The sequence below is a fragment of the Paenalcaligenes sp. GW821-LYS-B07-1 genome, assembly GCF_058803365.1.
In genome coordinates, this window is record NZ_CM179516.1 from 1,379,397 (window position 1) to 1,392,053 (window position 12,657).

General features: G+C 50.1%; 11 protein-coding genes. All 11 read left to right on the plus strand.

The features are described 5' to 3' along the window. Nucleotides 1–4 precede the first annotated feature (4 nt). Nucleotides 5–2,299 carry a 5-methyltetrahydropteroyltriglutamate--homocysteine S-methyltransferase gene (gene metE / locus AC3QL0_RS06430; protein WP_493010589.1) on the plus strand — a complete coding sequence of 765 codons (2,295 nt, stop codon included), beginning with the start codon at nucleotides 5–7 and terminating at the stop codon, nucleotides 2,297–2,299. A 184-nt stretch (nucleotides 2,300–2,483) separates the two neighbouring features. Next, nucleotides 2,484–4,142: a methyl-accepting chemotaxis protein gene (locus AC3QL0_RS06435; protein ID WP_493010590.1), complete on the plus strand. Its 1,659-nt coding sequence runs from the start codon at nucleotides 2,484–2,486 to the stop codon at nucleotides 4,140–4,142. Between the two features lie 103 nt (nucleotides 4,143–4,245). Then, entirely contained in the window at nucleotides 4,246–4,839 is a 594-nt protein-coding gene (locus AC3QL0_RS06440) for a DUF2889 domain-containing protein (protein ID WP_493010591.1), read from the plus strand. A 62-nt stretch (nucleotides 4,840–4,901) separates the two neighbouring features. Continuing rightward, nucleotides 4,902–6,062: an ADP-forming succinate--CoA ligase subunit beta gene (gene sucC / locus AC3QL0_RS06445; protein WP_493010592.1), complete on the plus strand. Its 1,161-nt coding sequence runs from the start codon at nucleotides 4,902–4,904 to the stop codon at nucleotides 6,060–6,062. Between the two features lie 20 nt (nucleotides 6,063–6,082). Further along, nucleotides 6,083–6,964: a succinate--CoA ligase subunit alpha gene (gene sucD / locus AC3QL0_RS06450; protein ID WP_135866077.1), complete on the plus strand. Its 882-nt coding sequence runs from the start codon at nucleotides 6,083–6,085 to the stop codon at nucleotides 6,962–6,964. Nucleotides 6,965–7,150: 186 nt separating this feature from the next. After that, nucleotides 7,151–7,849 carry a TerC family protein gene (locus tag AC3QL0_RS06455; RefSeq protein ID WP_493010593.1) on the plus strand — a complete coding sequence of 233 codons (699 nt, stop codon included), beginning with the start codon at nucleotides 7,151–7,153 and terminating at the stop codon, nucleotides 7,847–7,849. 11 nt (nucleotides 7,850–7,860) lie between these two features. Next, nucleotides 7,861–7,986, plus strand: a complete 126-nt coding sequence (locus AC3QL0_RS06460; RefSeq protein ID WP_430219521.1) for a hypothetical protein — start codon at nucleotides 7,861–7,863, stop codon at nucleotides 7,984–7,986. Between the two features lie 8 nt (nucleotides 7,987–7,994). Beyond that, complete coding sequence (gene hemC, locus AC3QL0_RS06465; protein ID WP_493010594.1) at nucleotides 7,995–8,939, plus strand: hydroxymethylbilane synthase; 945 nt, start codon at nucleotides 7,995–7,997, stop codon at nucleotides 8,937–8,939. 3 nt (nucleotides 8,940–8,942) lie between these two features. Next, nucleotides 8,943–9,758 (plus strand): uroporphyrinogen-III synthase, encoded by an 816-nt coding sequence (locus tag AC3QL0_RS06470; RefSeq protein ID WP_493010595.1) that lies wholly within the window; start codon nucleotides 8,943–8,945, stop codon nucleotides 9,756–9,758. Nucleotides 9,759–9,775: 17 nt separating this feature from the next. Continuing rightward, nucleotides 9,776–11,134: a uroporphyrinogen-III C-methyltransferase gene (locus tag AC3QL0_RS06475; RefSeq protein WP_493010596.1), complete on the plus strand. Its 1,359-nt coding sequence runs from the start codon at nucleotides 9,776–9,778 to the stop codon at nucleotides 11,132–11,134. Nucleotides 11,135–11,137: 3 nt separating this feature from the next. Beyond that, entirely contained in the window at nucleotides 11,138–12,640 is a 1,503-nt protein-coding gene (locus tag AC3QL0_RS06480; protein WP_493010597.1) for a heme biosynthesis HemY N-terminal domain-containing protein, read from the plus strand. Nucleotides 12,641–12,657: the final 17 nt, after the last annotated feature.

Genomic DNA, 12,657 nt, shown 5'->3' on the forward strand with positions numbered 1-12,657 from the left:
TAAGATGACAGTGATTCATAACTTAGGTTTTCCTCGCATTGGTAAGCAGCGTGAGCTGAAGCGTGCTGTAGAAGCGTATTGGGCGGGTGACTTGCCACAAGACGTTTTATTGCAAACAGGTAAAGAACTGCGTAGCCACCATTGGGCACTGCAAAAAGCGGCAGGCTTAGACCTCATCCCCGTGGGGGACTTTGCGTGGTACGACCAAATTTTGGAGTGGACGTGCTTGCTAGGTGCCGTTCCTGCACGTTTCGAACACGCTGCGGCGGCGGATGTTGATCTAGATACCTTGTTTAGAATGGCGCGTGGTCGTGCTCCACAAGGTAAGCCAGCCGCTGCATGTGAAATGACCAAGTGGTTTGATACTAACTACCACTACATCGTCCCTGAAATTCAGCCTAACCAGAACTTTCGACTGGCACGTACTGTGTTGCTAGAGCAAATCGCCGAAGCCGTTGCGGAAGGCTATAACGTGAAGCCTGTTATTCCGGGCCCGTTGACCTGGCTGTGGTTGGCCAAAGGCGAGGCCTACACGCAGGGTGCTGCTGATGCAGCGAAATTGGATTTGCTGCCCGCGTTGCTGCCGGTGTATCAAGACGTCTTAGCGCGTATTCAAGCCTTGGGCATAGAGTGGGTACAAATTGATGAACCTATCTTAGCGGTGGATTTACCGACTGTATGGCGTGATGCGTTCAAGGGCGTGTACAGCAGCTTGAAGCAAGGTGGCTTGAAAGTGCTGCTGGCAACGTACTTTGACGGCCTGCGCGATAACGTATCGGTATTGCAAGGTTTGCCTGTTGAAGGTGTGCACATTGATGCTGTGCGTGCGCCAGAACAAATCGCAGCTGTGCGTGCTCAGTTGTCGGCTGAGCAAGTATTGTCTGTAGGTGTCATTAACGGCCGCAATATTTGGCGTACAGATCTAGATAAAGCCGCTCAGGTACTGAAGCCTCTTAAAGCAGAATTGGGAGACAAGCTTTGGATCGCGCCTTCGTGCTCACTGTTGCACGTCCCTGTGGATGTGGAAGGCGAAGAGGGCTTGGATGCCGAACTCTATAGCTGGTTGTCGTTTGCTACGCAAAAGCTAGACGAATTGCAGTGGTTGCGTGCGCTGGTCGATAACAAGGTAGATGCTACTGTTGAAGCTGCTTTGGAAGCGCAGCGCAAAGCGCTGAAAACACGAGCAGAGTCTCCACGTACACATAATCCTACTGTGGCTGAAAGGGTAGGGAAACTCGCTACCTTGCAACGAGATCGCGCACCGTTTGCTGAACGTATCGCTGCACAGCAAGCACGTTTGAACTTACCCGCTTTTCCAACCACGACGATTGGTTCTTTCCCGCAAACACAAGATATACGTAAGTTGCGTCGTGACTGGCGTTCTGGCGCATTGAGCGATACCGCGTATGAGAAAGAAATACGTGCTGAAATCGAGCGTGTGATCCGTTTCCAAGAAGACATAGATTTGGATGTGTTGGTGCACGGTGAAGCCGAGCGCAATGACATGGTGGAGTACTTTGGTGAGCTATTAGGTGGGTTCGCCTTCACCCAAAACGGGTGGGTGCAAAGCTACGGTTCCCGTTGTGTGAAACCACCTATTATTTTTGGTGATGTGCTGCGTGTAATGCCAATGACTGTGGCATGGTCTCAATATGCGCAGTCCCTCACAACGCGCCCAGTTAAAGGCATGTTAACGGGGCCAGTGACAATGCTGCAGTGGTCGTTTGTGCGTGACGATCAGTCTCGTGCCGATACTTGCCGTCAGTTGGCGTTAGCACTGCGTGATGAGGTACATGATCTTGAAGCGGCAGGGGTGAAAGTCATTCAGATTGACGAGCCTGCTATTCGCGAAGGTTTGCCACTGCGCAAAGCCGATTGGGATGCGTATTTGCAGTGGGCAGTCGATTGCTTCCGTATTTCTACTAGCAATATCGAGAACGACACCCAGATCCATACTCACATGTGCTACTCAGAATTCAATGACATTATTGAAGCCATTGCGGCCATGGATGCAGACGTGATCACCATCGAGACTTCACGTTCCAATATGGAGTTGTTGGAAGCTTTTGAAAACTTCCATTACCCCAACGATATTGGCCCTGGTGTGTATGACATTCACTCGCCTAACATTCCAGACCAAGCGTGGATGGTTGAATTGATGCGTAAAGCGGCGAAGCGTTTGCCCGCAGAGCGTTTATGGGTGAATCCAGACTGCGGGTTGAAAACACGTGGTTGGCCAGAAACTACGGAGGCGTTGAAAACGATGGTAGCGGCTGCCAAGGAGTTACGTCAGGCTTAACACCGGTTTCAATGTAGAGGTAATGAACGCCATGCGTGCAGACGCATGGCTTTTCTTTATGCTTGAAATTTATGAATAGCGCGTGCTTTTGTCATCAGGTTGCATGAGTGGTCATCTGCCATTACGCCTAAGATCAATCTGATGAGCTGGGCATGATTGGTTTTCTTTTGTTGGTAGTACGCGCATGTTTCTAAATAGGTTTAGTTTACTTCGTCGATTCAGAGTCACGATTTGGGTGTTCTGGTGTGTGTTTGTGCTGGCAATGGCGGCAGGTATCTGGGGCTTGATGCAATCCAAGAAAAGCTTGGAGACGGTGTATCAAACTCGTATGAGTACGATGGCGCAGGTAGATAACATGGTTCGCAATTTCTACAACACCCGGCAAAGTGTGTTGTTGGCGTTTCAGCACGACCCTAATGGGCCTTTGTATTCATTGCATGATCATCCTACTTCAGCACATTTGGATGATGTATGGATGAATGTGCAGCGCAATGGCGAAATACGTAAATTGCTAGCTGAACGCATCCAAGATCAGGACGAGTTGCAGCTACTTGAGCAGGCGACTAAGGCGCAAGCTGAGTGGCGTAAAGTGCTAGAGCAAGCGGTAGGGCAATTGGAAAAAGGCAACTTTTCTCCTGAAGTCATGCAAGCGTTTTTGATCGGTGGGCGCACTCAAGGCGAGCAGGCGGTCACGGCGTTGCAAGGTTTACAGTACTACCAAATGGCGCAGGCGGACCAAGAGGTAAAGCATGCCGAGCGACGCTACAACCAAGGTCAGATGCTGTTTGCTGCGATTGCATTGTTAGGGGCGCTACCTGTAACCATCATCTTGTTGCTGACATTGCGTCGCTTGAGCAAAGGTTTTGCTGAAGTGAATTCAGCGGCGCAATCTATCGCTAAAGGCGATTTAAGCCGATCTGTGCAAACCGATGGTGAAGATGAAATTACTCAGTTGCTTCAACAAATACGCACGATGCAGCAAAATCTGCGCTTGTTGATTTCCCGCATTACACGTAGCGCCGCGACGTTAGCGGATGTCACTAACCATGTGGCAGATAGTGCATTGTTGCTGTCAGATAGAACTGATCAGCAAGCAAGCTCACTACAAGAAACCTCTGCGGCAACAGAAGAACTCAACAGTACAGTGCATCAAAATGCGGCTAATGCTCAAGAGGCTGAAGAGGTGGCAGATCAGGCAGCTTACGCCGCACGACGTGGCGGTGAGACTGTGGGTAGCGTTATTTCTACGATGGAACAAATCACGGCATCTTCCCAGAAGATATCCGATATTGTGGGTATTATTGATAGCATTGCCTTCCAGACTAATATCTTGGCGTTGAATGCGGCCGTAGAAGCTGCTCGCGCTGGCGAGCAAGGTAGGGGCTTTGCCGTTGTGGCGTCTGAGGTACGAGCCTTGGCCCAGCGTTCTTCCAGTGCTGCACACGAGGTGAAGCTGTTAATTGAAAGCTCTGCGCAAGTAGTGAGTCACGGCGCGGGCTTGGTGGGTGTGGCAGGCGATACCATGCACGAAATCGTGACCAATAACGAGCGTATGTCCACGTTGATTCGTGAGATAGCGAGCGCTAGCCAAGAGCAGTCGTTGGGCTTAAGTCAGATTAATCAGGCTATTACGCTGATGGATGACACCACACATCAGAATGTATTGCTGGTAGAGCAAACCAGTGAGGCAGCAGCGGCATTACGTACCCAATCTGACGAGTTAGTGGCATACGTGTCAGCGTTTAAGCTAGGCGAAACGGTGGATGTGGATGTGATTGAGACCGTAGAGTCAGATACTCATGAGCGGGTAGCGCTAGCAGATAATAGGGCACAGTTAGCCTAATACATGAAAAAAGCCCCATTATGTCAATGGGGCTTTTTTTATACTCCACCAATCAGCTGCGGTATACTGGGGCGTTTATCGTTATTTTTACCCTTGGTGAGAGATGCCACTTCCACCGTCTACTGTATCCCGTAGTCTTCTGCATACCCGTACGTATCAGGCTCAAGCATTTGAGCGTGAGGACGGGCTATTGGATATAGAAGCAGAGATCATGGATGTCAAAGACTATGATTTTCCGTCGAAAATGTCGGAAAGTGGTGTGCATAATGCGGGCGACCCAGTGCATCACATGTTGATGCGCGTCACCATCGATAAGAATTACGTTATCCAAGATGTAGTGGCTACTTACGGCGCAGCGCCGTATAGACAACATTGCACGGGTATTGCGGATGCGTATCGCCAGCTTATAGGATTAAGCTTGGTCAAAGGGTTTAAACGTTCGGTAAGAGAAATTATGTCTCGTACCTCTGGCTGTACACACATGACCGAATTGACTGATATTCTGCCTACGGTGGCAATTCAGTCTATGGTGAAAGAGGCGCGAAGCACCAAACAAGCTGCAGAATCAAATGAATCGCAACAGCGACCGTTCCAGATTGATGGTTGCCACGCCTTACGTAGTTCAGGCGAGGTAGTGAAGATGTTTTACCCTAAGTGGTATGAAGCAGTTGAACACACAGAAGTTGTACCAGAGTAGTCAACAGTGGTGGATGTAGGCAAAGTTTTTTTTGTGTTTTTATTAAGACTGACAGGTAATCAATGAAAATTCATGAATATCAGGGTAAGGCCCTGCTAAGAAAATACGGAGTAGTTGTTCCGCGCGGCAAACCTGCTTTCTCGGTAGACGAAGCCGTTGCCGTAGCAGAAGAGCTAGGCGGCCCAGTATGGGTTGTTAAAGCCCAAATTCATGCGGGTGGTCGTGGTAAAGGTGGTGGCGTTAAGCTGGCACGTTCCATGGACGAAGTACGTCAAATCGCCGGTGAAATTCTGGGTATGCAGTTGGTAACACACCAGACTGGTCCTGAAGGTCAGAAAGTACGTCGCTTGCTGGTAGAAGAAGGCGCGGACATCAAGAAAGAATACTATGTTGGTATCGTAACCGACCGTGCTACTCAGCGTGTTGCCGTGATGGCATCTGCTGAAGGCGGTATGGAAATTGAAGAAGTGGCTGAGCGTAACCCTGACGCCATTCTGAAAGAATTCGTAGACCCAGCGGTTGGCCTGACTAACGAGCAAGCTATAAAACTGGCTCGTGGTATTGGTGTACCTGAGGCTTCTATCGAGAAAGCTGTTGCTGAGTTCCAGAAGCTGTACCAAGTGTACACAGATACTGATGCTGAACTGGCTGAAATCAACCCACTGATCCTGACTGGTTCCGGTGACATCATTGCATTGGACGCTAAGTTCAACTTTGATAGCAACGCCTTGTTCCGTCATGATGACATTCTTGAGTTCCGCGATCTGGACGAAGAGGATCCTGCAGAAATCGAAGCTAGCAAATTTGACCTGGCCTACATTCAGCTGGACGGCAACATTGGTTGCTTGGTAAACGGTGCCGGTTTGGCGATGGCCACAATGGACACCATCAAGCTGTTTGGCGGCGAACCTGCCAACTTCTTGGACGTTGGTGGTGGCGCTACTGCCGAGAAAGTGACCGAAGCTTTCAAAATCATGTTGGCTAACAAAGACGTTAAAGCCATCCTGGTAAACATTTTCGGTGGCATTATGCGTTGTGACGTGATCGCCGAAGGCGTGATCACTGCGTGTAAGGCAGTAAACCTGAACGTACCTCTGGTTGTACGTATGAAAGGTACCAACGAAGAGTTGGGCAAGAAAATGCTGGCTGAATCCGGCTTGCCTATCATCAGTGCCGACACGATGGCTGAAGCAGCCACTAAAGTCGTTGCCGCCGCCAAATAAGTACAGGAAGGGATTTTTCAATGTCGATTCTGATTAATAAAGATACCAAAGTTATTACTCAAGGTATTACAGGTAAAACCGGTCAATTTCACACACGTATGTGTCGTGAATACGGTAACGGTAAAGAAGCGTTTGTTGCTGGCGTGAACCCACGTCGCGCAGGCGAGGACTTCGAAGGCGTGCCTATCTACGCAAACGTAAAAGATGCACGTGATGCAACTGGCGCAACTGTGTCCGTTATTTACGTTCCACCAGCAGGTGCTGCTGATGCGATCTGGGAAGCAGTAGATGCTGATCTGGATTTGGTGATCTGCATTACCGAAGGCATTCCTGTTCGTGACATGCTGCGTGTACGTAACCGTATGCGTGCTGAGAACAAGAAAACCTTGTTGTTGGGCCCTAACTGCCCAGGTCTGATCACTCCAGACGAACTGAAAATCGGTATTATGCCTGGTCACATCCACCGTAAAGGTCGTATTGGTGTGGTTAGCCGTTCCGGTACATTGACATACGAAGCTGTTGCTCAGGTAACTGAGTTGGGCTTGGGTCAATCCAGCGCGGTAGGTATCGGTGGCGACCCAATCAACGGTCTGAAACACATCGACGTACTGAAAATGTTCAATGACGATCCAGACACTGATGCCGTGATCATGATCGGCGAGATCGGTGGTCCAGACGAAGTGAATGCTGCTCTGTGGGCTAAGGACAACATGAAAAAGCCAGTAATCGGCTTTATCGCTGGTGTTACAGCGCCTCCAGGGAAACGTATGGGTCACGCAGGTGCTCTGATTTCCGGTGGTGCTGATACTGCAGACGCCAAACTGGAAGTTATGGAAGCTTGCGGTATTCGTACTACACGCAACCCATCCGAAATGGGCAAGTTGCTGAAGTCCGTACTATAAGAGCTGTTCATGCCCAGTTGCGGTAAACTGGGCATAGGCATGCAAAAAGAAGTGCCCTGCATTGCGATGTAGGGCACTTTTTTGATGGTGGAATCATTACATGCGTGAATAGCCTAACTTTGCCATTCAGAGGATAACGCAAAGTAAGCTATGACCATTATCTAGGTTGGACACTACAGAAGCTCAATGATCGAATTTTTTGAAACGCTCCATTTGGGCGCATTGTTTCAGATCGTTTTAATTGATATTTTGCTGGGCGGGGATAATGCGGTAGTTATCGCGTTAGCGTGCAGAAATCTTGACCATAAGCAACGCATCAAAGGCATATTGTGGGGTACGGTAGGGGCGATTATCCTGCGTGTACTACTGATCTTCTTTGCCTTAACGCTACTAGATATTCCATTTTTGAAGCTGGCAGGTGCAGCAATGCTGTTCTGGATAGGCTTGAGGTTGCTGGTGCCTGATGAAGGTGGGCACGGTAATGTGCAAGCGGGCAGTAGTGTATGGTCAGCTGTCAAAACCATTTTAATTGCAGATTTTGTGATGAGTCTGGACAACGTGATTGCGATTGCTGGCGCTGCACAAAATACGCAGGCTGATCACCAAATGTTGTATGTGATCTTTGGTTTGCTGCTAAGTGTACCCATCATTATTTGGGGTAGCACCTTAGTATTGAAATTGATTGACCGGTTTCCTGTGCTCATCACCCTGGGCGCTGCCTTGTTGGGCTGGATCGCAGGGGGCATGTTGGTGACTGATATTGCTGTTACTCGCTATGTGGGTGATATCTCCTCTACAACGAAGTTGATTGTAGAAGCCTCAGTTGCCGTTATACTGGTCATATTGGGCAAATGGATGGCAATGCGCCAACCTACCACTAAATAAAGGATGAAATCATGAGTTTTTTACCTGACTCTGATCGTAAAAAACATGAATCAGGCCTGTCCTTACTGCAAGGGCTGGCGATTTTGGCTATCTTGGGGATCGTAGGCGCCGCTGTGGCCCGTTACTTTGCTGGGTAGGAGTTGTTTTGTTGGTACCTGATCAGTTGATTATTGCAACACGTGCTAGCCGACTGGCATTGTGGCAGGCCGAATTCGTACGTGACTCTTTACAGACGCTGTATCCTACCTGCAAGGTTGAGCTGCTGAGTATGACTACTCGCGGTGATCAAATCCTTGATCGCACGCTATCTAAAGTAGGCGGTAAAGGGTTGTTCATCAAAGAGCTGGAAGTGGCTTTGTTAGAAGGCAAAGCCCATTTAGCAGTGCACTCCTTAAAAGATGTGCCTTTTGATCTGCAAAGCCCTTTTGCTTTGCCAGTGATTATGAAACGCGAAGACCCGCGTGATGCCTTTGTATCTAACCACTATGCGTCGTTGGCTGATTTGCCTGAAGGCGCGGTAGTAGGTACGGCAAGTTTGCGTCGTGAAGCGCAAATACGTGAGCGTTACCCGCACCTGACCATCAAGCCTTTACGTGGCAACCTAGACACCCGCTTAGGTAAACTGGATAACGGCGATTACGATGCCATTATTTTGGCAGCAGCTGGTTTGATCCGTTTGGGGCTAGGTGAACGTATACGCTCATGGTTGTCCCCTGAAGACAGCCTGCCTTCAGCAGGCCAAGGTGCGCTCGGTATAGAAATTATGGAAGCCAATGTAGAGCTACAGGCTTTGTTGGCTCCATTAGCATGTGCAGAGTCTACAGCGCGTGCGCTGGCGGAGCGTACTGTGTCACGCTTGTTGGGGGGCTCATGCCAAGTGCCAATGGCTGCTTATGCCACTATTGAAGACGACCAATTGCATTTGCGTGCGTTGGTTGCCGAACCTGACGGTTCTCGCATTATTCGCGCAGAAGCTCGTGGTAATGCCGACGATGCTGTTGCATTGGGTACTCAAGTAGCCAATGCACTATTAGCAGATGGGGCTAAAGACATTTTGTCTAGATTGTCCATTGCGAGTAGCGAGAACTAACGCGTGAGCGAAGGGCGTTCTGCTACCGCCATACTGACTCGTCCAGAAGGCCGTAACCAAGCCTTGCAGGAGGCCTTGCAGCAGCAGGGCATGCAAAGTTTGGTGCTACCTGCCTTAGTGCTAGAAGAGCAACACCATAATTTCGACCCCCTTATTCATCACCCCTCTAAGTTTGATGTGGTGGTGTTTGTCAGCAGCCAAGCGGCACTCAGTTACCTCAATATCATTGCGCAGCATGGCATCGTCTGGCCGGCTAACGTACGGGTAGCAGGTGTGGGGCAGGCGAGCGTTGTGCCGTTTCGTGAGCAACGCGTGGTATCGGAACAACTGTTGCTGTACCCCGCTAGTCATACAGCACAAGATTCCGAGGCATTATGGCAAGTGTTGCAACCTCATCTCTCTGCACTCAGTAATGTGCTGGTAGTGCGAGGTCAGAAAGGCCGTGAATGGTTAGGTGCAGCGCTAGAGGCAGAAGGAAAGCAGGTACAGCGTTTAACGGTCTATCAGCGCCAACCAGCGCTATGGACGGGCGACGAAGTCGTGCAGTTGCAGCAGGCTTTGTCGGCTACACAATGCTCCATCTTATTTAGCAGTTCTGAAAGTGTCACAGCGATTTTGGATAACGTGTGCCGCCTGGGTTTAGAGCCGTATTGGGCCAAGGTAGGTGGCGTAGTCATTCACGAACGCATAGGGAAACGACTACAATCGGAACAAGAGAAGCGGAATTTGGCCCCGCTACATAGGCTGCGTTATGCTTCACCTAGTGTGGAGTCCATGTGCGTGGCCTTTAGCGAGCTGGCCAGCGTCAACAAAACGTAATCGGATTACATCTTGCTATGACAGATAAAACAGATAAAACACCTGAAATCGATCCGTCTCAGCCCGAGAAGGCCATTGTGCAGGATACGCCTGCCACAGTAGCCGCTGAGCAAACCGGCAAGAAAAGCACCTATTTTTCGCAGAATGACACTGCCAAGCAGCAGCCAGCCGCTAAAAGCAAGCATGGCTTAACCGTATTGGCGGCAGCGATTGTGTTGGCATTGGTTGGTGGCGGTGTATGGTATGGTCAGCAACAGCAACAAAAAGACTATGTTGACCTTGAACGTCAATTACAGGCCAACATTCAGGCAAGCAACAAAGCGGTAGATCAAGTGCAGCAGGTGCAGTCCCAGTTACGTGACCTGCAACAAAAATACCAGCAATTACAGCGTGAACTGGCCGACAGCCAAGAGCGTACGCAAGATTTGCACCAAGCCTTTCAAACACTCACAGATGCAGGCGGGCAGCAAGCTCTCTTGAATGACGTCGAGCATTTGGTGAATTTGGCTCAGCAGCAATTGCTGATAGGCGGCAACGTCAATAATGCAATTGTGTCCATGGAAACAGCGCAAGCGCGTTTGGCCCGAGCCAATCGCCCAACGCTGGCCTCGCTACAGCAAACCATTAATGGCGATCTGCAACGTTTGCGTGCCATTACCGTAGTCGATGTGTCCTCGCTATCCCGTCAATTAGACACCTTGCAGGCAGAGCTAAATCGCGCTGTGTTGTTGGCGCCTGATGTCGCGGTAGAAGCAGGTGAAGAAACCGTACAAGAACCTACCATTCCAGAGCCTGTGTTTACGGAAGAAACACCGTGGTGGGAACGTACCGCAAAACAAAGCTGGTACTGGGTAGAGCGCGGCTGGGATGCAGTATCTCAAGACTTAGGTGATCTGGTATCCGTACGTCGTATTGATGATGCGTCTGCTTTATTGTTGTCACCCGAACAAGCTGACCGCTTGCGCGATAACCTGCGTTTACGCATCACCACAGCGCGTTTGGCGTTGATGACAGGTCAACCGTTGGTGTGGCAGTCTGAGATGAATGCCGTATTGGCCGTATTGCAGCAGCGTTTTGATGTGCAAACTGGTGCAGGCGCAGAAGCGCTGCAATTGACACGCAGTCTGCTCGAAACACCTATAGTGACCCACTTGCCTACACTGGATAACAGTTTGCAGGCATTGGAGTCCATGATGCAGAAAGAGGCTGTAAACGATGCCGCAACGGCAAATGAGGCTGATGAACCCGCCGAAGCGGGCACAGAGGCAGTGGAGCAAGAGGAAGCAGGGGATGCGGTAGCGGATGAGCCTGACGCAACTACTGATAACGCGACTCAAGCTGCATTGCGCACACTGGCCACCCCTTTTCAAGGATAAGTCATGAGAGCCTGGATTTGGACGCTGGTAGTATTAATTGCGGCGGTGACTCTGGCGCTGGTATTGCGTGAGCACAGCGGTAACGTGGTGGTGTTGGTGCCACCATATCGTGTGTCGTTTGGCTTGAACTTTGCCGTAGTCGCTGCAATCGTTATTTTTATCGTCCTGTATGTGACACTGCGCTTCATCAGCTGGATTTCCGGTAGCCCTGAGCGCTTTCGCTCGTGGCGTGGGCGTAGAGCGCAAAACCGTGACCGAGCATTGTTGGAAAGTGGTTGGTTAAATGTGTTGGAAGGCCGATACGACCAAGCCGAGAAAGATCTATCTAAGTTATTGGCTAAAACACGTTCGCACAGCAGTCGTGTATTAGCGGGTTTGGCCAGTGCTAGAGCTGCCCATAATCAAGGCGAATATCAGCGCCGTGATGAGCAGTTCAAACAAGTACAAGATGAAGCTGCTAAAGACGAGCGCCTGAAAGTGGCTGCCGCAACAGCGATGGCTGAAATGTGGTTGGATCAAGGTAATCCTCAAGAAGCCGTTGCACTGTTGCAGCCGTTGCAAGACGTTAATGCTCGCTTTTTGCACACCACTCGCTTGCTGTTACGCGCTTACCGTCAGTTAGGGCAACACGATCAGGTGTATGAACTGACCCGTCTTTTGGTGCGTCGTAGTGCCATCGACCGAGACGAAGCTTTAGCTGCTATAGAAGAAGCCGCTGCTGCACGCATTAAAGCGGGTGGCATAGAGCAGTTTAAAACGGTTTGGGGCGATCTGCGTGCCGACGAAAAAACACTGCCTATCGTGGCATTGGCCGCTGCACAAGTGAAAGCTGAGGCCGACGAGTACGACGATGCTACTCGTATTCTGGAAGCTGCTATCAATGTTCGTTTCGAACCTTCGTTGATCATGGCATATGCAAATTGCACGCCAGAACACTATGCGCGTCGTTTGAGCAAAGCGGAAGAATGGCTACGTAAGTACCCCAATGATGCCGATCTGTTAGCAGCATTAGGCCAATTGTGTTTGACTGGCCAGTTGTGGGGACAGGGCGAACACTATCTGAAACGCAGCATGAAAATCCGCAATGACATGCGTATTCATGCATTGTTGGGTAACTTGTACGACGGTTTAGGCCGTAGCCAAGATGCGATGCGTCATTGGCAGTTGGCTTCTGCAGTTGTTGTGGGAACGTTGCCTAGCGTACGTACTAGCCGTTCGTTACCCGCAGCCGACACTCAGGCTGATCCTGATATTGTCGATACAGCGTTTGTACCTGATGCCGTGCTTGCTGATCCAACGGATGAGCAACCTATAGCAGCCAGTGCCGCTGACTTTTATTCTGACGATCCAACTAGCCCAACACCGGCAGTTGACGTGATAACACCATCCTCCACAACACCGGCAGCAAGCTCATCTAACGATGATGACGAGTACTTTGACTCGGCTCTGCCACCAGGGGTGGATACCAGCATTATTTCTGACCGCCCTGATCGCAGGGTTGATTAATCATTATTTGAAGGTTC

Coding starts and splice junctions, on each gene's coding strand:
- AC3QL0_RS06480 (WP_493010597.1), top strand. CDS start 11,138: ATGAGAGCCTGGATTTGGACGCTGGTAGTATTAATTGCGGCGGTGACT.
- sucC (WP_493010592.1), top strand. CDS start 4,902: ATGAAAATTCATGAATATCAGGGTAAGGCCCTGCTAAGAAAATACGGA.
- AC3QL0_RS06455 (WP_493010593.1), top strand. CDS start 7,151: ATGATCGAATTTTTTGAAACGCTCCATTTGGGCGCATTGTTTCAGATC.
- metE (WP_493010589.1), top strand. CDS start 5: ATGACAGTGATTCATAACTTAGGTTTTCCTCGCATTGGTAAGCAGCGT.
- sucD (WP_135866077.1), top strand. CDS start 6,083: ATGTCGATTCTGATTAATAAAGATACCAAAGTTATTACTCAAGGTATT.
- AC3QL0_RS06475 (WP_493010596.1), top strand. CDS start 9,776: ATGACAGATAAAACAGATAAAACACCTGAAATCGATCCGTCTCAGCCC.
- AC3QL0_RS06440 (WP_493010591.1), top strand. CDS start 4,246: ATGCCACTTCCACCGTCTACTGTATCCCGTAGTCTTCTGCATACCCGT.
- AC3QL0_RS06460 (WP_430219521.1), top strand. CDS start 7,861: ATGAGTTTTTTACCTGACTCTGATCGTAAAAAACATGAATCAGGCCTG.
- AC3QL0_RS06435 (WP_493010590.1), top strand. CDS start 2,484: ATGTTTCTAAATAGGTTTAGTTTACTTCGTCGATTCAGAGTCACGATT.